The organism is Streptomyces sp. JLBG701, assembly GCF_058544905.1.
This window is the reverse complement of record NZ_CM178588.1, coordinates 6,336,835-6,355,651: the sequence shown is the minus strand read 5'-3', so window position 1 is coordinate 6,355,651 and position 18,817 is coordinate 6,336,835. Positions and strand designations below refer to the sequence as shown.

Below are 18,817 nucleotides of genomic sequence, written 5' to 3'. Positions count from 1 at the left end.
AGCAGTACGCTGGCCGTACGGCAGCCCGTGCCCCCGGCCCTCTCCGTGCAGTCCCGTTCCGCGCAACAGAGGCCCTGCGCAAGGCGAAAGCCACCCCTCCGACTGAGGAGTTGGGACACATGGGCCCGCTTCCCGAGTTGATCGACGAGTTGCGCGTGGTCCGGGCCGCCGGCGAGCTGGACCTGACGACCGCGGACGCCTTCGCACGCGACCTGGAGGACGCCCGCCACGGAACCGGGCCGCTGTTCCTGATCGTGGACCTGCGCGGCGTGACGTTCATGGACGGCAGCGTTCTGACCCCGCTGTGCGCGGCATGGCGGGAGTGTCATGAGCGGCTCGGCTGGGTCCGCGTGGTCCACACCCGGACGGGTGTGGGTCTCGTGTTCCGGGCCAGTGGTCTGCTGGAGCGTTTCCCGCGGTACGCGAGTACCGAGGACGCCTGGAAGGACGTACGGGCCGACCACGTCTAGGGCCGCTTCGGCGTCGCTGCTCCGGGACCGTGGCCACCACGCGCCTGGTCACCCGCGGGGGCTGTGGGGTGCGCCGGAGTGCAGTGAAAGATCCGGGCCGCTGATCTGCGCCCCGAGCGAGCGAGGTCGCCATGCAGCCAACGGAAACGTCCTCGGACGGACACGCCGAGGTACGCATCGTCGCCGCCTCCCCAGAGGTCGCCCGTCGTGTCGCGGAAGTGCTCCGGCGCTGCTTCGACGCCACCGAGCAGCGCAGCTATCCCGCGGGCGCGGAGGGCGGTACGCGTCTCCAGCTCACCGTGGATACCTCCCGTGCGGCGGAACCGGCGCGGTCCTGGCTGGAGGCCAGCCGGTAGCTCCGCTGGATAGGCGGTTCGTTTGCCGCGGGCCGGTGGGGGCTGGTCGCTCCCCCACTCTCGGCTTCGCTCGAGCGGGGGGACCCCCATCGCGGCGGAGCCGCATATCGACACAGCCCCGCGCCCCTTTCGGGGCGCTGTAGTGCACCGGAGGGATCAGGCGTGACCGCCCGCTGCCGCTGCCATGAGCGGTTCGGCGGCCTCCGCCGTCGTATCTGGAGGCACGACCAGCAGGTCCCAGCGTCCCCGCCCCGGAGCGAGCAGGACGACGGTGTGCGGGGCGTGCGGGGAGGATGCGGTCTGGCTGCCGTTGAGGCGTACGACCTGGTTGGCGACGAGCATCCGCCCGGGCAGCGCGTTCCACACGCCTCCCTTGACCGTGACGCTCGTGATGTGACCCCAGGTGCGGGGCAACCCGGCGAGCAGGCGCGGGAGTTCGGCGAGGAGGTCGTACGAGCGTGGCCACCATGCCCCGTCGATGGCCCGGGGCAGTCCGCCTCGGGGTGCCAGGCGCAGTCGGAGGAGGGGGTGGGAGGGGAGCGGGGGTTCCAGGGCGGTGGCCATGAGGTTCCTGTCAACTGCCTTGCTCGGATGAGTGGTTGACGTCAGGCGCGGCGGGCGGCGACCCGGTCCGGAGTCGGCCAGCGCACGTCGTACACCCAGCCGAGGCGTTCGAGGAGGCGGATGAAGCCGGCCGACGGGTCGATCTGGCCGCGGTCGACGCCGTGGCGGGCGCTGGTGGGGTCGGCGTGGTGGAGGTTGTGCCAGCTCTCGCCGAAGGAGAGCAGGGCCAGGGGCCACAGGTTGGTGGCGCGGTCGTGGCGCCGCGTGCGGAACGGGCGGTCGCCGATCATGTGGCAGAGGGAGTTGACGCTCCAGGTCACGTGGTGGAGCAGCGCTATGCGGACAAGTCCCGCCCACAGCAGGGCGGTTACGCCATACAGCCAGGTGCCGCCGATCGCCCAGCCCAGCCCGAACGGCAGGGCGAGGGTGAGGAGACACAGAAGGGGGAAGGCGCGGTCTACGGCCTTGATGTCGCGGTCGGCGAGCAGGTCGGGGGCGTAACGCTCCGCCTGTGGGCTCTCGTTGCGGAACAGCCAGCCGACGTGCGCGTGCGCCAGCCCGCGCAACTGGCCGCGCAGATGGGTGCCGTAGCGGTACGGGGAGTGCGGGTCGCCGGGCCGGTCGGTGAAGGCGTGATGGCGGCGGTGGGTGGCGACCCAGCCGATGACGTTGCCCTGGAAGCTCAGGGAACCGGCCACCGCGAGTGCGATGCGTACGGGGCGGACGGCCCGGTAGCCGCCATGGGTGAGGCCGCGGTGGAAGCCGACGGTGACACCGAGGCCCGTGACCGCGTACAGGACGAATGCGAGCACGATGTCGACGGGATGGATGAGGCTCCCCCACAGCAGCCAGCCGGCCAGGCCGAGACCTACGAACGGCAGGACGACGATCAGCGCCGTCACCGTCACGTACAGCCGCTCCCCGCCGCCGCGCGCGGGCACCGGGCCGTCGTCCGGGGGGAATGGGGACGTTCCGTCGTAAGCCTGGGGCGGCGGGGCTTGATCCGACGGAATCGGTGTCGTGAACGTGGACGTAGACGTAGAGGAAGTGAGCGACATGCATGGCTCCTCGGCCTTGCTGCGGATGGCGCGGCCGGGGTCAGGGGCTGCCCCTGTGACGGAACGCGAGGACGCGGCCGGTCCGGACACCGGCGTGCAACAAGCCCTCGGTCCCCCCACCGTACTCCGGCATGCCCCGAAACGAGGCGGTCCGGATGGCGTGACCACCGCGTTGACACGGGTCGCCGCCGGACGTTGACTGGCAGCACGGCGTAGGGCCGTGCCGCGCCGGACCACCCGGCCACGCCTTCCGCCTCCCCGCCACAGCCGGGTCACTGGCAACAGGGGAAGACCAAAGACGCCCTCGGGCGGAACGGAAGCGGCACTCGATGATGTACGACCAGACACGCGCCCAGCAGCCCGCCGGCCAGTCCCCCGGTGCCTCCCGACGCCGGACCAGCGGCCCGGAGCCGCTGGTCCCGGCCGACGCACGGGACGAGGTCGCGGGGCGCCTAGGGCGAGCCGTCAACCACTTCGCCGACACCCCGCGCGAGGCGCTGGAAGAGGCCGAGGGCGCCTACGACGACGCCGTCGCCCACCTCGTGAAGGCCCTCGCGGAACGGCGGAGTCTCCTGCGAGCAGGCTGGCAGGACAAGGAACAGGACCCCGAATCACAGTCCGACGAACTCCGGCTCGCACTGAGGCAGTACCGGGAGATCACCCAAAGACTGCTCCAGCTCTAGACACCTCTGGACACTCGCGACGCGGAGTACGCTGGACATTACCGAGGGCATTTCGTACGCCGGCTTCCAGGCCGGGTCGTTCTCGGCGAGCGATGAACCCCGGGCCGCCGCAACAACGACGGCTCGGAGACGGGTCCGCATCATGCCGGCGCCCCTGTACCCGATCCTGCCGCACGCCGAGCCCGTCGCAGCCCCGGCCGCGCGTCTCGCCCTGAAGACCGACGGCGCCTCCCGCGGACTCCTGGACGGTGCCTGGTGGCCCCGCTCCCGGGATCTGCGGAGCGAGCTGCCCGCGTTGACGGAGGCACTGGACCTCCTCTTCGGCCGCATCACCCGGGTCGCCGTCAACCCGAAGTACTGGCCGGATGTCCCCCGTCAGGTGCCCGTGACCGGCCACATCGTCAAGGTCGGCCGCTTCACCGATGAACTCGACCCGCACAAACTCCTGCTGCTCTCCTACCGCACCGGCCGCTGGGATCTTCTGATCATCCCGCCCGAGACCGGGCCGGAGTCGGCGGCCCGCCTGATGGCGGCCGCGTCCGACGACAACGGCCCGCCCCTGACCGCGAGCGCACTCATGGCAGCGGACGAGGCCACGCACGGCCCGTCCGCGGCCGTCCCCGAACAGACCGGTCCGGGCGCCCGGACCGGTCGCCCCGTCGTCGGCGTGTGAGGTGGCCGCCATGAACGCCTTCCTGACGGCCACCGCCTTCGCGATCCTCATCGCGGCAGGGGCCTACCTGATCCACCGCCTCAACACCCAGCACGCCGACAGAATCACCGTCCACCGGTACAGCACGGCCCTGCCCGGCCGCCGAAACCGCGGCACGCCGCCCCCGCCGGTGGAACCGGAGCGCTCCGACTCACCGACCCCCGACGAACGACGGGACCACCGCGACGGAGGCCGCGGCCGCTTCCCACCGCGGCGGCACCGCAGGCGTACCGCTCAGCACGGGTGATCACGGGGTACACCGAGGAGGCCACCCGGGAAGTCCCGGGTGGCCTCTGTCACGTCGTAAAAGCGCGGAAGCGGGTCAGTGCCTGGCGCACCTGTTGAAGTCGATCCGGAGGATCTGCGGGTCGTGGTCGCTCGCCTGGTCGCTGAACTCGGCGTTGATGTGTACGACGTCGTAGTCGAAGGCGCTGATGGCGCGGCTGGTCAGGGTGTGGTCGAGGGTCTGGGAGTTGCCGTCGTAGACGTAGGTGTAGCGCTCGGCGGCCGGCAGGGTGCTGATCAGCGGGGTCAGTACCCCACCGTCCGTGATCGTGGTCACCGTCTCGGAGAACTCGAAGTCGTTCAGGTCGCCGAGGACGACCACCTTGGCGTGCTTGTCGGCGGCCAGCAGGGTCTTGACGAAGGTGTTGACCTCGGCGGCCTGGGCGTGGCGCTGGGTCTCCGAGCTGCGGGCCGGCTCCTGGTAGCGGCCGTGCAGGGACTGGTCGCCGCCCTTGGAGGTGAAGTGGTTGGCGATGACGAAGACGGACTCGCCGCGGAAGGTGAACTCGCCGGCGAGCGGCTTGCGGCTGTTGGCCCAGGCGTCGCTCGTCGGGTTGATCCGGCCCGGCGAGTAGGTGAGGTGGACGCCCTTGCGGGTCTTCACCACACCGGTGGCCGTGGTGGCGTCGCCGCCCGCGCTGTCGTTGAAGGAGACCCGCTTGGCGTTGAAGAGGAAGACCTGGCGGATGTTGCCGCCGGGCTCGCCGCCGTCCTGGTTGTTCTCGGGCGCGATGTAGCGCCAGGAGTACTGCGGGCCGCCCGCCGCGACGATCGCGTCGGTGAACTTGGTGAGCGTCGCCTCGCTGGTGAGGGTCGCGTCGTTCGTGGCGCCGGTGTCGTCCTGGATCTCCTCCAGCGCGACGATGTCAGGGGAGTTGAGGCTCACCGCGACGCCTTCGGCCAGCCGGTCGAACTTCTCCTGCTCGTCGAGCGCGTCCAGGTTCTCCACGTTGTACGTGGCGACCGCCAGTTCATCGCGCTTCTGCTTGCGGGTCGTCTCGTGCGTCAGGGCGTTGTCGGTCAGCGTGCCGAGCTGGGTGGCCTGGAGGATGTAGCCGCCGTAGGTGGAGTAGTCGAGCGGGCCGGCCGTGGTGCCGGCCAGCGCGTCGCCGACGTTCGCCGCGGGGAACGTGGCGGAGTCGTCGAGCGAACCCACCTTGACGCGGCCGGTGTTGGGCTGGTCGTAGGAGGAGTAAAGCGTGCCGCCACGAGCGCTGGCGTTCTCGTCGGGCTTGACCGTCACCCACAGCTCGTCGTAGGCGTCGGTCGCGCCGACCACGCGTGCGTCGGCGAGCTGGGTGCGCATGCCTTCCAGGGACTCGTAGAAGTCCAGGGCGTACGTGGTCGGTTCGAGGGCCAGGGCCTCGATGCTGCCGCCGTCCGCGGTGGGCGTGTAGGCGGCGGGGATGGTGGCCGCGTCCAGGGTGGCGGCGTCGGGCAGCGCGTTGCCGCTGGTGAGGACCGTGGTGGTGGGGCCGGTGATCTCGGTCAGCGACTGGCTGGTGCTGCTCGGGTAGTACTCGGCGACCTTGCCGGTGACCAGGACACTGTCGCCGACCTTCACGGTCGGGGTCGTCGAGCCGGTGTAGACGAACACGCCCTCGCTGGTGCGGGCGTCGGTGTCGGGCGTCGCGTCCTGGATCCAGTAGCCCTTGGAGCCGGACGTACGAACGCCGGTGACGACGCCCGGCACGCGGGTGACCGTCTGGCCGGTGAGCGGGGACAGCCGGGTGGTGCCCTGGATGTCGTGGACGCGGACGGTGCCGGGCTCGGTCGAGCCGCCACCGTCGCCGCCTCCGTCGCCCGAACCCGGCGTCTCACCGGCCGAGTTGACCGGTGCGGGCGTGCCCGAGGTGAGGTCGGTGGCGTTGTCGTCGGTGTCGGCCAGGGTCGCGGCGCGCGCGACGGAGGCGGTGTTGGAGGCGCCGGTGACCGGGCCGCTGCCCTCGCGTACGACGGCGGTGCCGTAGCCCACCAGGTCGACGATCCGGGTGTCGGCCGCGCAGTCCGCGGCCGTCTTGCAGGTCAGCGCGGTGGTGCCGGTGACCAGGGCTATCGTGCCGGTGGTCGCGCTCATGGCCGTGGTGCCGGTCGCGTCGGCCGTGGGCAGGGCCGTCGTACCGCCGGTGCCCTGCGCCTCGGCGATCAGGTAGCTGCCGCCGGGGGCGATCGAGCCGGTGAGCGCGGTAACACCCCACTGGGAGGACGTGGACGGCGAGCCCGGCAGGTACTGCACGCTGTAGCCGGACAGGTCGTACGCCGCCGAACCGGCGTTGCCGAGCTCGATGAAGTCCCTGGTGAGCGTCGCGCCCGAGTTGCCTCCACCGCCGTACACCTCGGCGATGACGGCCGTCGCGGACGGGGTGGCGAAGGCGCCGGGCACCGCGGTCAGAACGAACGCGCAGGCCACGCCCGTAGAGAGAAGCGGGTAGGCGGCGCGACGCCAACCGGGTCTGCCATGCGGGGCTTTCGACATGCTGACTGCCTCCTTGTACGACACCGAGTACGACTCCGACCGCGGTGCTGAGTCGGCTCAAGTTACGCGCGTAGAAGGAGGGGAGCCAAGGGGTCGTACGTTAAATCTGGGGAACAGGTGGGCGACGTACGCGCGTTGGACCTGCTGATCTTCTCCGACCAGCCCTGTTACGTCAGTTGTTCCAGCTCTCGTCGTACGGATCCGCGGGCGCCGGCACCGGAGTCGCGCGGGTGACCTTGATGAAGGGGATCGGGGCGTTGTTGACGGGGTCCTTCGTCTCCTTCGCCGTGTAGGTGCCGGTGATCTCCAGCCAGGCGTCCGGCTGCAGGACCGGCGGCACCTGCCCGGTCAGGCCGATCTTGACCGGCTGGGCGTCCGCGGCACAGCAGTTGAGGGCCATGCGGACCAGGTAGGGGGTGCCCGCGTGGTCAAGGGCGACGAAGCCGGTGATGCGGATCTGGCGGTCGCCGAGGGAGCGGCCATGGTCGTAGGCGGCGCGGCCCGCATAGTCGACGAGGTTGAGTTTCAACGGGCCTTCGCCGGCGGGCAGGTTGGCGTAGCCGAAGGGCTGTTGCAGCGCTGTACCCGTGCGCATCGCGCTGTAGGAGCCGAGGGCCGGCGGGGCGACCAGGATGAGGGCGAAGAGGGGAAGGACGAGGAGCCAGGAGACGCGCGGTTCGCGGTGGACGTGCCCGTGCTCGTGCTGGTCCTGGTCCTGCCGGTTGCGGCGCCGCTCGTACCAGACCGTCGCCAGCGCCGCCGCGACCAGCACCACCCCGGACGCCAGCAACAGCGGGCGCAGGCCTGCCTTGACGTAGCGAAGGTAGAGGTCGGTGAAGCCGGCGTGCAGCAGGGCCGCGCCGGTCAGGAAGAGAAGCGCCGCCTGCGCCTGGCGGTTCACAGGAGCACCGCCCCGACGAGGACCGCGCCCAGCACGGCGAGGGCGAAGGTCGCGGGGGCGAAGCGCAGGGCGAAGCCGCGGCCGAACGTGCCCGCCTGCATCGCGAACAGCTTCAGGTCGATCATCGGCCCGACGACCAGGAACGCCAGCTTCGCCGTCAGCGAGAACTGGGTCAGCGACGCCGCCACGAACGCGTCCGCCTCCGAGCAGATCGACAGCAGTACGGCGAGCACGGCGAGGGCGAGCACCGACACCGCCGGGTTGCCGGCGGCCATGCGCAGCCAGTCCTCCGGGACCACCGCCTTCAGCGTGGCCGCCGCCATCGCGCCCACGACCAGGAACCCCCCGGCATGCATCACGTCGTGCCGGACCGACCCCCAGAACGCCTCGCCCTTGCTCTGCCCGTCATGCGACCCACGGTCCGGCAGGCGCAACCAGTCGGTGCGGCCGAGCCGTTGCCACAGCCAGCCCATCGCACACGCGACGAGCAGACTCGCCACGAAGCGGGCCAGGACCATCTCCGGGTTACGGGGGAAGGCGACCGCCGTGGCCGTCAGCACGATCGGGTTGATGGCGGGCGCCGAGAGCAGGAACGCGAGCGCCGCCGCCGGAGTCACCCCCCTGCGCACCAGCGCGCCCGCCACCGGCACGGACGCGCACTCGCACCCCGGCAGCACCGCCCCCGCCATCCCGGCGACCGGTACGGCCAGCGCGGGCCGCTTAGGCAGCGCGCGGGCGAAGAACGACGGCGGCACGAACACCGCGATCGCCGCCGACAGCAGCACACCGAGCACGAGAAACGGCAGCGCCTGCACGATCACCGCGACGAACACCGTCATCCAGCTCTGCATCACGGGCGCGGAGAGGGAGCGGCGGATGGGGCCCTGGAGGAGGATGGCCAGCAGGAGCAACATCGTGAGGGCGAGGGGGGAGTTGAGGTGCGCCCGGGACTCGTGGGGTTCTTTCGGGGCTGGGGGTGCCTCGGCCCGGTCGTCGGCGCCCGGTGGGGCTGTCCTGGTCATGGCCACGGGCGGGATACCTCCCCGATTGGGTCTTTCCTTCAGTACGGCGGTTCGGGAGCGGACGTTCAACGACGTTCCACCAGGTCCTGGAACCACCCGTCCCGGTAAGGCAGTCTTTCCCCTCGTGGGGAACACCGTTCCGAATCAGGGCCTTCAGGGTCAGCATGGTCATCAGGGTCAGCCGGGTGACACGTCCGCGCACATGGTGGTGTGCGGCGACGACGGGCTCGCGCACCGGCTCGCCGCCGAACTGCGCGGAGTGTACGGCGAACAGGTCACGCTCGTCGTGCCGCCCTCCGAACGCGGTGTACGACCACCGGTGGTCGGCCGGGCTCGTGCGGCATCCGCGGCGCTCCTCGACCGGTGGGTGAACGCGGCCGTCAACCGGGCCGCCGGCACCCCAGCCAGTGGAACCAACGGAACCAACGGAACCAACGGCACCCAACCCGTCGGCAACGACCGCCTGTTGGAGTTCGCCGAGCCCACCGAGGCCGCGTTCGCCGAGGCGGGCGTGGAACGGGCGGCGGCACTGGCGCTCGTGTACGACGACGACGAGACCAACATCCGCGCCGCCCTCACCGCCCGCCGCCTCAACCCCCGACTACGGCTGGTCCTGCGCCTCTACAACCGCCGCCTGGGCCAGCACATCGAGGAACTCCTCGACCAGGCGGCCGCGTTGGCGACCGGCGCCACCCCGGGATCGGACCCGGACTCCGCCCCCGCCTTCGACGACGCCTCTACGACCGTCCTCTCCGACGCCGATACGGCCGCACCCGCGCTGGCCGCCACCGCGCTCGCCGGCACCACCAAGGTCGTCCAGACCGACGGGCTGATGCTGCGCGCGGTGGAGCGGCCGCCGCCGGCTCCGGGAGAGGTCGCCGATCCGGGGCTGGCCACACTGGCGCTGCTCTCCGCCACGAGCAACGACCCGGCGGGCGCGGACGGTTCGGAGATCGACGGGGAGCACGGGCCGCGGCTGCTGCCCGACGCGGCGGCGGTACGGGCGGCCACGGGGCGTGGGACGGTCGTCCTGGAGCAGGTGTCGTACGCCGGCCCTCCCCTCCCACCCGGCCGCGGTGTAGTACCCCCCTTCGCCTCCCTCTTCTCACGCCGCCTGCGTTGGACGCTGGCAGGCATGGTGGGATGCGTCCTGGCGCTGGCGGTGGCACTGACGATCGTGACGGGCGACCACCCCCTGCACGCCACCTACATGACGCTGCTCGACCTCTTCGCCATCAACGACCCCGCCCTGCACGACTCCGCCGGGCGCAAGGTCATGCAACTCCTCACCGGGCTGGTCGGGTTGCTGCTGCTGCCGGTGCTGCTGGCCGCGGCGCTCGAAGCGTTCGGTACGTTCCGCAGCGCGTCGGCCCTGCGGAAGCCGCCGCGTGGACTGGGCGGGCATGTCGTCCTCCTCGGGCTCGGGAAGATCGGCACCCGTGTGCTGACTCGGCTGCGTGAACTCCACATCCCCGTGGTGTGCGTCGAGGCCGACCCCGAGGCCCGCGGGCTCGCCACGGCCCGGCGACTGCGGGTGCCCGTCATCCTCGGGGACGTCACCCAGGAGGGCGTCCTGGAATCCGCCAAGATCCATCGGGCGTCCGCGCTGCTCGCGGTGACCAGCGCCGACACGACCAACCTCGAAGCCGTGCTCTACGCCCGCTCCGTCCGGCCCGACCTACGGGTCGTCCTGCGCCTCTACGACGACGACTTCGCGACCGCCGTGTACCGCACCCTGCGGGCCGCGCATCCCCACGCCCAGACCCGGAGTCGCAGTGTGTCCCATCTGGCCGCGCCCGCGTTTGCCGGGGCGATGATGGGGCGGCAGATTCTGGGGGCGATTCCTGTCGAGCGGCGGGTGTTGTTGTTCGCCGCGGTGGGTGTGGGCGGGCATGCGCAGTTGGAGGGGAAGACGGTGGCGGAGGCGTTTCGGGCGGGGGCGTGGCGGGTGTTGGCGCTGGACACGGCTGATCGTGGGGTGGCGGGGGAGGATGTGCGGGCGTCGGGGCTGGTGTGGGATCTGCCGGATACGTATGTGTTGAAGGGGGAGGACCGGGTGGTGTTGGCGGCTACGCGGCGGGGGCTGGCGGAGTTGTTGGGGAGGCGGCGGCGGGAGTGGGCGGGGACGTAGGGGTGAGCGTGGCGGTTTCTCGCCCCGCCGCCCCTACCCGTCCCATCCCCAGGGGTTGCCGCCCCTTCGACCCCGCCCCCAGGGGGCTCTGCCCCCTGGACCCCCGCTCCTCAAACGCCGGAGGGGCTGAATTTTTGCCGGCCGGGGCTTGATTCTTTTAGCTGGGCAGGTGTCGCTCCGCGAAGTCCAGTTCCAGCCTCACCTGCTTGATCCGCTCGTCCACCACCAGCGACCCATGCCCCGCGTCATACCGGTACACCTCGTGCGTCGCCCCCCGCGTCTCCAACCGCTTGACGTAGTTGTCGACCTGCCGGATCGGGCACCGCGGATCATTGACCCCGGCCGAGATGTAGACAGGAGCCGTGACCTTGTCGACGTACGTCAGAGGCGACGACGCCTCGAAACGTTCCGGGACCTCCTCAGGCGTGCCGCCGAGCAGCGTGCGGTCCATCGCCTTGAGGGCCTCCATCTCGTCGTGGTAGGCCGTGACGTAGTCGGCGACGGGCACCGCCGCGATGCCAAGCGTCCACGCGTCCGGCTGGGTCCCGAGGCCGAGAAGGGTGAGGTAGCCGCCCCAGGAGCCGCCGGTGAGGATCAGCCGGGAGGGGTCGGCCAAGCCTGAACCGATCGCCCACTCCCGCACCGCCGCGATGTCCTCCAGCTCGATCAGACCGACCCGGTGCTTCAGGGCGTCCGTCCATTCGCGGCCGTATCCCGTCGAGCCGCGGTAGTTGACCCGGACGACCGCGTATCCGTGGTCCACCCAGGCCGCCGGCCCCGCCGCGAACGAGTCACTGTCGTGCCAGGTCGGCCCCCCGTGGATGTCGAAGACCGTCGGGAACGGGCCCGACACACCCGCAGGCTTCTGCACCAGCGCGTGGATACGACCTCCCGGCCCCTCCACCCACACATCCTCCACCGCCACCGACCCCGGCGACTTCATCCCCGGCGGGTCCAGGACCACCCCGCCCGTCGTCGAACGCACGGCGGACGGCTCGGCGGCCGAAGACCACAGGTACTCCACGCTCCCGTCCGGCCGGGCCGTCGCTCCCGACACGGAGCCGGGCGGCGTCGGCACCCTCTCCAGCCCACGCGTCGCGAACTCGTAGCGGAACAGCTCACTCCGGGCCTCGAAGCTGTGAGCGATGAGCAGAGCCGAACCGTCCGGATACCACTCCGCGCTCACATCACCGGGAAGGTCAAGGGCAAGGTCCGCCTCCTCACCGCTCACCACGTCCCACACCAACGGCTCCCAACGCCCGCGCCGCTGATGCCCGATGAGCAGCCGCGTATCGCCGTCGACCGGGGCGAAGCCCAGCACCTCAAGCCCCAGCTCGACCGTGCCGCCCTTGGTGTCGTCGAGCTCGGCGACCGTCGAACCGTCCGGCCGCAGGACACGCAACGCCGAGTGCATCGCGTCCCCGTGCTCCGTGTGCTCGACCGCGATCAGCGAACCGTCGTGGGACAGGTCGCCGACGCCCGCCGACTCACGGTGGAGATAGATCACCACCGGCTCCTCGCCGGTCCGCGCGAGGTGGATCGTCGTACCGTCCTCGTCCGTAGAGCGCCCGACGACCGCCGTACGCCCATCCCGGCCGAGCGCCAGCCCCGACGGATAGGAGGGATCGAGCCCGGGCACGGCGGCCACGTCCTCTCCCCCGCCGAACGGCTGCCGGCGCCACACCCCGAACTCGTCGCCGTCCTTGTCGTCGAACCACCAGACGAACTCCCCGTCCGGCGAGAGCACCCCGTCCGTCGTGCCGTTCGGCCGGTCCGTCACCTGGCGCTGCTCACCCGTCGCCCGGTCCCAGGCATACAGCTCATACGTCCCCGTCGCGTTCGACACGAACAGGGAGCGGTCCGGTGCGTCCTCCGCCCAGTCGGGCAGCGACACCCGGGGCGCCCGGAACCGCTTCTCCCAGTCGGGCATGTCCTCGTTCCGCGCCGCAGAGGCGGAGCCGTTGCTCTCAGTCATGGCTCCATACTGCCCGCCCGGGCAGACATCACGTCGAGCGAGCCCCCAGCCTGTGGATAACTCCCCGGCCGATCCGAGATCTTCGCAGGTCAGGGCCGATTGTCAGTGGCGGGGTGCAGACTCGTCCGCATGACCGATCTGCGAAAGACAGTGGAGACCTTCTGGGCAACCGCCGAGGCCCGGGACTGGGACGCGTTCGCGGACACGCTGGCCGAGGACGTGGTGTACACGCTGCCGCAGACGCGGGAGCGGATCAGCGGGCGGGAGCGGTATGTCGAGTTCAACCGGGAGTACCCGGCCGACTGGCATCTGCGGATCGAGCGGATCGTCGCCGAGCCGGGACAGGTGGTCAGCTGGGCCCTGTTCACGGTGGGGCTGGAGGAGATGTACGCGATCTCGTTCTTCACCGGGGACGAGAGCGGCCGTATAACCGCCGTCACAGACTTCTGGCCGGAGCCGTACGAGCCGCCGGCGGGCCGGGAGCACCTGGTCGAGCGGTACTGAAAGGAGACCTGACCCCGCGACCGGGGCCCGCACACCCGCCCCGTACCGTGGACGGCGTGTACCGGTTTCTGCTGACTCCCCGCTGGTGGGGCATCAACGTCTTCGTGCTGCTCGCCATCCCCTTCTGCGTCTTCATGGGGTCGTGGCAGCTGAGCCGGTTCGAGGCGCGGGTGGACAGTTCCCGGAGCGCGACCGAGCAGGCCTCCTCCGACAAGAACGCGGCGGCCCGTCCACTGGCCGAGCTGCTGCCCGTCGACCAGGAGACCTCCGGCGACCGCGCCACGGCGACCGGCCGGTACGGCAAGCAACTGCTCGTCCCTGACCGCGAACTGGACGGCAAGCGCGGCTTCTACGTCCTGACCCTCCTGCGCACCGACGACGGCAAGGCCCTGCCCGTAGTCCGCGGCTGGCTCCCCGGCGACGCGGACCCGGCGAAGGCCCCGTCCCCGCCCACCGGAGAAGTCACCGTCACCGGCGCCCTCCAGGCCTCCGAGACCCCGGGCGAGAACGGCGTCAGCGCCCAGAGCGGCCTGCCGTCCGGCCAGACCTCGGCCATCAGCGCCGCCTCACTGGTCAACCTCGTGCCCTACGATCTCTACGACGCCTGGGTCACCCTCGACAAGGCCGACTCCGGCATGACCGCCGTACCGGCAACGGCCCCGCAGAACACCGGCCTGGACCTCAAGGCCTTCCAGAACCTCGGCTACACCGGCGAGTGGTTCGTCTTCGCCGGCTTCGTGGTCTTCATGTGGTTCCGCCTGCTACGCCGCGAGATCGAGTTCGCAAGGGACGCGGAGCTGGGCTTGGTACCGGACGAACAACCCACGGCCACTGTCTGACGCCGGTCCAGGCATCTTCTGACGCCGGTCCAGGTAACTTCAGCCCGTCTGGGGGTCCCCCCTCTGGGGGAGTTTGAGGACGAGGCCCGTTCAGGGCCGAAGGGGGGTCTGGGGGCGCAGCCCCCAGGGCCGACGGTCACCGACACGCGCAGGGTGCCAAAACCTACGACGCCGCCAACACCCCGGTCCGATAAACCGTGCCCGCACACGCATCCGGCACAGTCACCGAAACCGTAGGAGATCCCGCCTCGGCGGTGTGGGAAACGTCCACGCTTCCATCAACCGTGCCGTCCTCCGTGAGCAGCTGCGTCGACGTACCGGAGTCAGAGCCGCTCGTGCCACTGGACGTGGTGTCCTCCGAGGCCGTAGGCGTCGGCGTCGCGCTGGTCTCGCCGCTGCTGCTGCCGCTCTCCGTGGGGCACGTCTCCGACGGCACCCAGGCGAACTTCACGTCGTAGGCCGAACCCGGCAGCAGGACGAGTGAGGTGACTTCGAGGGAGGGGTCCGGCAGGCCGGTCGCCGCGTCGCCGGCGACATGGTTCACGACGCTGATCTTGGTGGGGTCCGCCGCGCCCTGCGCGACCGTGCTCACACTGCCGACGCCGCCGACGGTGCAGCTGGTGGTGGAGATGTTGGTGACGCGGAAGGTGCCGTAGACGATGTTGGCCGAGTCGGCGGCGTCGGCGGTCGCGGTCGCCGTGCCGAGCTGGTCCGCCGCGCAGATGGGGGCGCCGCTCACCGAACTGGCCGTGGGGTAGACGTCGTCGGCCGACCCGGTGGCCGTACCGGTGCCCGTGCCCTTGCCGTCGCCCGTCTCGGGGCTCAGGCCCGTGGACTCGGTCCTGCCCGAGCCGCCGCCGACGGCGCTGGAGCCGCCGTCGGGTCCCTTGCCGGTGCCGGTGCCGCCCTGGGCCTGGGAGGAGTGGCCGGCGTTGGAGGTGTTGGCGGAGGCGCCGGTGGAGTTGGAGACGTGCACGAGGGCCGGGACGGCCGTACAGATGAAGATCGCGGCGGCCGCCATACCGACCGTTGCCTGCCGCTTGCGGGCCCGCCGTGCCGGTACCGCCCGGCGCAGATGGTCCAGGGTGCCGTCACTCGGCTCGATCTCCTGGACCGCCTGGTGCAGCATCCTGCGCAGTGCCAGCTCGTCCGAGTCGAGCCCGTCGAGGCTCTGGTCGTCGGGGCCGTGGTTCACAGTTCCGTTCCCAGCGTGCGATTGCGTCGGCTCTTGTTCGTGCTGCCCTGTCGGCTCATGCCATTCATACGGCTCGTGTTCGTGAGAGTTACTCGGGTCACCCGAGTCACTCCCCTCAGCCCACTTCGTCATGCCGTCGCCTCCATCGCGATCCGGAGGGCGGCGATGCCGCGCGAGCCGTACGCCTTCACCGAGCCCAGGGATATCCCGAGCGTCTCGGCGACCTGGGCCTCCGTCATGTCCGCGAAGTAGCGCAGGACGAGGACCTCGCGCTGGCGGCGCTGGAGGCCTTTCATCGCCTTGATCAGGGAGTCGCGCTCCAGCTGGTCGTAGGCACCCTCCTCCGCGCTGGCCATGTCGGGCATCGGCTTGGAGAGGAGCTTGAGGCCGAGGATGCGGCGGCGCAGGGCGGAGCGGGAGAGGTTGACGACGGTCTGGCGGAGGTACGCGAGCGTCTTCTCCCGGTCGCGGACGCGTTTGCGCGCCGAGTGGACCCGGATGAAGGCCTCCTGCACGACGTCCTCGCAGGACGCGGTGTCGTCGAGGAGAAGCGCTGCGAGACCCAGCAGCGAGCGGTAGTGGGTGCGGTAGGTCTCGGTGAGGTGGTCGACGGTGGTACCGGCGACCACGTTGTCATCGGCGCCGTCGCGCGGATTCGGTATGCGGGCGGGCCGCGCTGCGGGCATGGGGGCGATCACCGGCATGCCGCCGCCGGGCACACCGGGCATGCGGGGTCGGCGGGGGCGCAGGGCTGTGCCATGCGTCGCCGCTCTGAAATCGAGTACCTCTGCCACGCCAGTTGGACACGGCTACCCCCATGAGGGTTGTACGTGCCGGGCGTCACTTTTTCGTCAGACCGCGCGGCCGACCGCGTTGCCGACCGCGTTGCCGAGTCGGGCAGTACGACCGACGACACAACCGACGGCGTAACAACCGGCGGTGCCTCACCACCACATGCCCTCATGCGTCCCGCTCTTCCCGTATGTCCCATATGAACAGGGCGTCCCCACGCCCGGATCACGGCGTCCCCACGCCGGGATCATGCGTCCCACGCCCCGTAAGGGCGTCCGCAAAGACGCTCCCCGCCCTCCGCTTGGTTGCGGAAGGCGGGGAGCAAAATCTTCGGATGCCGAGGGGGCACGGTTCAAGTGGTCCGGACCATTATCCGCGCCACATCATGCACATGGATCCTACAAACGATTCCGGCCACGACCAGGATTTTTTCGCCGCCGATGACGCAACGCGACAATTGTCGCGTGTAAGTTCGCCCGGACTCACCCGGCCTTACCCGATTCTCACCCGAACTCGGCCGCCACCAGCTCCGCGATCTGAGCGGTGTTGAGCGCGGCACCCTTGCGCAGATTGTCCCCGCAAACAAAGAGTTCGAGCGCCGTGGGGTCGTCGAGCGCCCGTCGCACCCGCCCCACCCAGGTGGGATCGGTGCCCACGACATCGGCGGGCGTGGGGAACTCCCCGGCGGCCGGATCGTCGAAGAGGACGACGCCCGGGGCGGTGGCGAGAATCTCGCGGGCCCCGTCCACCGTCACCTCGCCCTGGAAGCGGGCGTGGACGGTCAGCGAGTGCGTGGTGACCACCGGTACGCGCACACAGGTCACGGCGACGGGCAGCTCGGGCAGTCCGAGGATCTTGCGGGACTCGTCCCGCACCTTCATCTCCTCCGACGACCAGCCGTCCTCGCGCAGCGACCCGGCCCACGGTACGACGTTGAGGGCGACCGGCTCCGGGAACGGCCCGGTGTTGTCCCCCACGGCCCGCCGCACATCACCGGGTTTGGTCCCCAGCTCCGTCCCGGCGACCAGTGACAGCTGCTGCCGAAGCGTCTCGACACCGGCCCGCCCGGCTCCGCTCACGGCCTGGTACGAGGAGACGACCAGCTCACGCAGACCGAACTCGGCGTGCAGCGCGCCCAGGGCGACGATCATCGAGAGGGTCGTGCAGTTGGGGTTGGCGATGATCCCGCGCGGCCGCAGCCGGGTCGCGTGCGGATTGACCTCGGGCACGACCAGCGGCACGTCCGGGTCCATCCGGAAGGCGCCGGAGTTGTCCACCACGACGACGCCCTTGGCCGCGGCGATGGGCGCCCAGTGTTCGGACACCTCGTCGGGTACGTCGAACATGGCGACGTCGGCCCCGTCGAAGGCCTCCTCGGTGAGCGCCACCACCTCGACCTCCTCCCCGCGCAGGGCCAGCTTGCGGCCGGCCGAGCGCGGGGAGGCGACGAGACGGATCTCACCCCAGATGTCCGCGTGCTGGGACAGGATCTCGAGCATGACCGTGCCGACGGCCCCGGTCGCTCCCACGACCGCGAGCGTCGGACGCACGGCTCGCCCGGCCTGTCCGGTACCGGCCATCAGCGGCCGGTGCCTCCGTAGACGACGGCCTCGTCGCTGTCGGAGTCGAGTCCGAAGGCGCTGTGCACGGCGCGGACGGCCTCGTTGACGTCGTCGGCGCGGGTGACTACCGAGATACGGATCTCGGAGGTCGAGATCAGCTCGATGTTGACGCCGGCGTCGGACAGGGCGGTGAAGAAGTCGGCCGTGACCCCGGGGTTCGTCTTCATGCCCGCGCCGACCAGCGAGATCTTCCCGATCTGGTCGTCGTAGCGCAGCGACTCGAAGCCGATGCCGTCCTTGTTCTTCTCCAGGGCGTCGATGGCCTTGCGGCCCTCCGCCTTGGGGAGCGTGAAGGAGATGTCCGTGAGGCCCGTGGAGGCGGCGGACACGTTCTGCACGATCATGTCGATGTTGATCTCGGCGTTGGCGATCGTCCGGAAGATCACGGCGGCCTCGCCCGGCTTGTCCGGCACACCGACGACCGTGATCTTGGCCTCGGAGGTGTCGTGCGCGACACCGGAGATGATGGCCTGCTCCACCTTCTGGTCCCCAATCGGCTCACTGCTGACCCAGGTGCCCTGAAGTCCGCTGAAGCTGGACCGCACATGGATCGGGATGTTGTATCGGCGGGCGTACTCCACACAGCGGTGGAGCAGCACCTTGGAGCCGGAGGCGGCGAGCTCCAGCATGTCCTCGAAGGCGATCCAGTCGATCTTCTGCGCCTTCTTCACCACCCGCGGGTCGGCGGTGAACACACCGTCGACGTCGGTGTAGATCTCGCACACCTCGGCGTCGAGGGCCGCGGCAAGGGCGACGGCGGTCGTGTCGGACCCACCCCGCCCCAGGGTCGTGATGTCCTTCTTGTCCTGGCTGACGCCCTGGAACCCGGCGACGATGGCGATGTTGCCCTCGTCGAGCGCCGTGCGGATCCGTCCCGGCGTGACGTCGATGATCCGGGCTTTGTTGTGGACCGAGTCGGTGATGACGCCTGCCTGGCTGCCGGTGAACGACTGGGCGCTGTGACCCAGGTTTTTGATCGCCATGGCCAGCAGTGCCATGGCGATCCGCTCTCCGGCGGTCAACAGCATGTCGAATTCCCGGCCGCTGGGCATCGGAGACACCTGCTCGGCGAGATCGATCAGCTCGTCCGTCGTGTCGCCCATCGCGGAAACGACGACGACCACCTGGTGGCCGTTCTTCTTCGCTTCCACGATCCGCTTGGCGACGCGCTTGATGCCCTCGGCATCGGCTACGGAGGAGCCTCCGTACTTCTGCACGACAAGGCCCACGTG

18 protein-coding genes are annotated in these 18,817 nt (G+C 70.5%); 8 read left to right on the top strand and 10 right to left on the bottom strand.

The genetic code is table 11. The features are described 5' to 3' along the window. The first annotated feature begins 119 nt into the window (after positions 1 to 119). Together AC5DRG_RS29465 and AC5DRG_RS29460 are read left to right on the top strand one after the other, a co-directional pair. Positions 120 to 470: an STAS domain-containing protein gene (locus tag AC5DRG_RS29465; RefSeq protein WP_491802468.1), complete on the top strand. Its 351-nt coding sequence runs from the start codon at positions 120 to 122 to the stop codon at positions 468 to 470. 131 nt (positions 471 to 601) lie between these two features. Continuing rightward, on the top strand, positions 602 to 826 hold the full coding sequence (locus tag AC5DRG_RS29460) for a hypothetical protein (RefSeq protein WP_491802467.1): 225 nt from the start codon (positions 602 to 604) through the stop codon (positions 824 to 826). A gap of 156 nt (positions 827 to 982) precedes the next feature. On the opposite strand, the gene AC5DRG_RS29455 is transcribed toward AC5DRG_RS29460, so the two are convergent. Both AC5DRG_RS29455 and AC5DRG_RS29450 read right to left on the bottom strand, forming a co-directional pair. Continuing rightward, a complete protein-coding gene (locus AC5DRG_RS29455; RefSeq protein ID WP_491802466.1) occupies positions 983 to 1,390 on the bottom strand; it encodes a DUF5994 family protein in 408 nt (135 codons plus the stop codon). Between the two features lie 41 nt (positions 1,391 to 1,431). Beyond that, positions 1,432 to 2,448, bottom strand: a complete 1,017-nt coding sequence (locus AC5DRG_RS29450) for an acyl-CoA desaturase (protein ID WP_491802465.1) — start codon at positions 2,446 to 2,448, stop codon at positions 1,432 to 1,434. Positions 2,449 to 2,777: 329 nt separating this feature from the next. On the opposite strand from AC5DRG_RS29450, the gene AC5DRG_RS29445 reads away from it, so the two are divergent. The 3 genes from AC5DRG_RS29445 to AC5DRG_RS29435 are packed head-to-tail and all read left to right on the top strand — an operon-like array spanning position 2,778 to position 4,090. Continuing rightward, positions 2,778 to 3,131, top strand: coding sequence for a hypothetical protein (locus tag AC5DRG_RS29445; protein WP_491802464.1), 354 nt, complete (start codon positions 2,778 to 2,780; stop codon positions 3,129 to 3,131). Between the two features lie 31 nt (positions 3,132 to 3,162). Then, positions 3,163 to 3,804, top strand: a complete 642-nt coding sequence (locus tag AC5DRG_RS29440) for a DUF5994 family protein (protein ID WP_491813194.1) — start codon at positions 3,163 to 3,165, stop codon at positions 3,802 to 3,804. A 10-nt stretch (positions 3,805 to 3,814) separates the two neighbouring features. After that, a complete protein-coding gene (locus AC5DRG_RS29435; RefSeq protein WP_491802463.1) occupies positions 3,815 to 4,090 on the top strand; it encodes a hypothetical protein in 276 nt (91 codons plus the stop codon). Positions 4,091 to 4,165: 75 nt separating this feature from the next. Here AC5DRG_RS29435 and AC5DRG_RS29430 read toward each other — a convergent pair whose 3' ends face one another. The 3 genes from AC5DRG_RS29430 to AC5DRG_RS29420 form a co-directional block, all read right to left on the bottom strand. After that, positions 4,166 to 6,604 carry a DUF8508 domain-containing protein gene (locus AC5DRG_RS29430; RefSeq protein WP_491802462.1) on the bottom strand — a complete coding sequence of 813 codons (2,439 nt, stop codon included), beginning with the start codon at positions 6,602 to 6,604 and terminating at the stop codon, positions 4,166 to 4,168. Between the two features lie 172 nt (positions 6,605 to 6,776). Then, complete coding sequence (locus AC5DRG_RS29425; RefSeq protein ID WP_491802461.1) at positions 6,777 to 7,505, bottom strand: TIGR03943 family putative permease subunit; 729 nt, start codon at positions 7,503 to 7,505, stop codon at positions 6,777 to 6,779. Further along, positions 7,502 to 8,533, bottom strand: coding sequence for a permease (locus tag AC5DRG_RS29420; protein ID WP_491802460.1), 1,032 nt, complete (start codon positions 8,531 to 8,533; stop codon positions 7,502 to 7,504). Before AC5DRG_RS29420 ends, AC5DRG_RS29425 begins: the two co-directional genes overlap by 4 nt. Before the next feature lie 196 nt (positions 8,534 to 8,729). On the opposite strand from AC5DRG_RS29420, the gene AC5DRG_RS29415 reads away from it, so the two are divergent. Beyond that, positions 8,730 to 10,658 carry an NAD-binding protein gene (locus AC5DRG_RS29415; protein ID WP_491802459.1) on the top strand — a complete coding sequence of 643 codons (1,929 nt, stop codon included), beginning with the start codon at positions 8,730 to 8,732 and terminating at the stop codon, positions 10,656 to 10,658. A 157-nt stretch (positions 10,659 to 10,815) separates the two neighbouring features. On the opposite strand, the gene AC5DRG_RS29410 is transcribed toward AC5DRG_RS29415, so the two are convergent. Beyond that, a complete protein-coding gene (locus tag AC5DRG_RS29410; protein WP_491802458.1) occupies positions 10,816 to 12,633 on the bottom strand; it encodes a S9 family peptidase in 1,818 nt (605 codons plus the stop codon). Between the two features lie 129 nt (positions 12,634 to 12,762). On the opposite strand from AC5DRG_RS29410, the gene AC5DRG_RS29405 reads away from it, so the two are divergent. Together AC5DRG_RS29405 and AC5DRG_RS29400 are read left to right on the top strand one after the other, a co-directional pair. Further along, entirely contained in the window at positions 12,763 to 13,137 is a 375-nt protein-coding gene (locus AC5DRG_RS29405; RefSeq protein WP_491802457.1) for a nuclear transport factor 2 family protein, read from the top strand. 56 nt (positions 13,138 to 13,193) lie between these two features. After that, complete coding sequence (locus tag AC5DRG_RS29400) at positions 13,194 to 13,976, top strand: SURF1 family protein (protein WP_491802456.1); 783 nt, start codon at positions 13,194 to 13,196, stop codon at positions 13,974 to 13,976. A gap of 163 nt (positions 13,977 to 14,139) precedes the next feature. Here AC5DRG_RS29400 and AC5DRG_RS29395 read toward each other — a convergent pair whose 3' ends face one another. The 4 genes from AC5DRG_RS29395 to AC5DRG_RS29380 form a co-directional block, all read right to left on the bottom strand. Next, positions 14,140 to 15,171 (bottom strand): hypothetical protein, encoded by a 1,032-nt coding sequence (locus AC5DRG_RS29395; RefSeq protein ID WP_491802455.1) that lies wholly within the window; start codon positions 15,169 to 15,171, stop codon positions 14,140 to 14,142. Positions 15,172 to 15,299: 128 nt separating this feature from the next. Next, on the bottom strand, positions 15,300 to 15,875 hold the full coding sequence (locus tag AC5DRG_RS29390) for a SigE family RNA polymerase sigma factor (protein WP_491813193.1): 576 nt from the start codon (positions 15,873 to 15,875) through the stop codon (positions 15,300 to 15,302). Positions 15,876 to 16,466: 591 nt separating this feature from the next. Continuing rightward, positions 16,467 to 17,543 carry an aspartate-semialdehyde dehydrogenase gene (locus AC5DRG_RS29385; RefSeq protein ID WP_491802454.1) on the bottom strand — a complete coding sequence of 359 codons (1,077 nt, stop codon included), beginning with the start codon at positions 17,541 to 17,543 and terminating at the stop codon, positions 16,467 to 16,469. Beyond that, positions 17,543 to 18,814, bottom strand: a complete 1,272-nt coding sequence (locus tag AC5DRG_RS29380) for an aspartate kinase (protein ID WP_491802453.1) — start codon at positions 18,812 to 18,814, stop codon at positions 17,543 to 17,545. Before AC5DRG_RS29380 ends, AC5DRG_RS29385 begins: the two co-directional genes overlap by 1 nt. Positions 18,815 to 18,817 lie beyond the last annotated feature (3 nt).

Coding starts and splice junctions, on each gene's coding strand:
- AC5DRG_RS29465 (WP_491802468.1), top strand. CDS start 120: ATGGGCCCGCTTCCCGAGTTGATCGACGAGTTGCGCGTGGTCCGGGCC.
- AC5DRG_RS29460 (WP_491802467.1), top strand. CDS start 602: ATGCAGCCAACGGAAACGTCCTCGGACGGACACGCCGAGGTACGCATC.
- AC5DRG_RS29455 (WP_491802466.1), bottom strand. CDS start 1,390: ATGGCCACCGCCCTGGAACCCCCGCTCCCCTCCCACCCCCTCCTCCGA.
- AC5DRG_RS29450 (WP_491802465.1), bottom strand. CDS start 2,448: ATGTCGCTCACTTCCTCTACGTCTACGTCCACGTTCACGACACCGATT.
- AC5DRG_RS29445 (WP_491802464.1), top strand. CDS start 2,778: ATGATGTACGACCAGACACGCGCCCAGCAGCCCGCCGGCCAGTCCCCC.
- AC5DRG_RS29435 (WP_491802463.1), top strand. CDS start 3,815: ATGAACGCCTTCCTGACGGCCACCGCCTTCGCGATCCTCATCGCGGCA.
- AC5DRG_RS29430 (WP_491802462.1), bottom strand. CDS start 6,604: ATGTCGAAAGCCCCGCATGGCAGACCCGGTTGGCGTCGCGCCGCCTAC.
- AC5DRG_RS29415 (WP_491802459.1), top strand. CDS start 8,730: ATGGTGGTGTGCGGCGACGACGGGCTCGCGCACCGGCTCGCCGCCGAA.
- AC5DRG_RS29410 (WP_491802458.1), bottom strand. CDS start 12,633: ATGACTGAGAGCAACGGCTCCGCCTCTGCGGCGCGGAACGAGGACATG.
- AC5DRG_RS29405 (WP_491802457.1), top strand. CDS start 12,763: ATGACCGATCTGCGAAAGACAGTGGAGACCTTCTGGGCAACCGCCGAG.
- AC5DRG_RS29390 (WP_491813193.1), bottom strand. CDS start 15,875: ATGCCGGTGATCGCCCCCATGCCCGCAGCGCGGCCCGCCCGCATACCG.
- AC5DRG_RS29385 (WP_491802454.1), bottom strand. CDS start 17,543: ATGGCCGGTACCGGACAGGCCGGGCGAGCCGTGCGTCCGACGCTCGCG.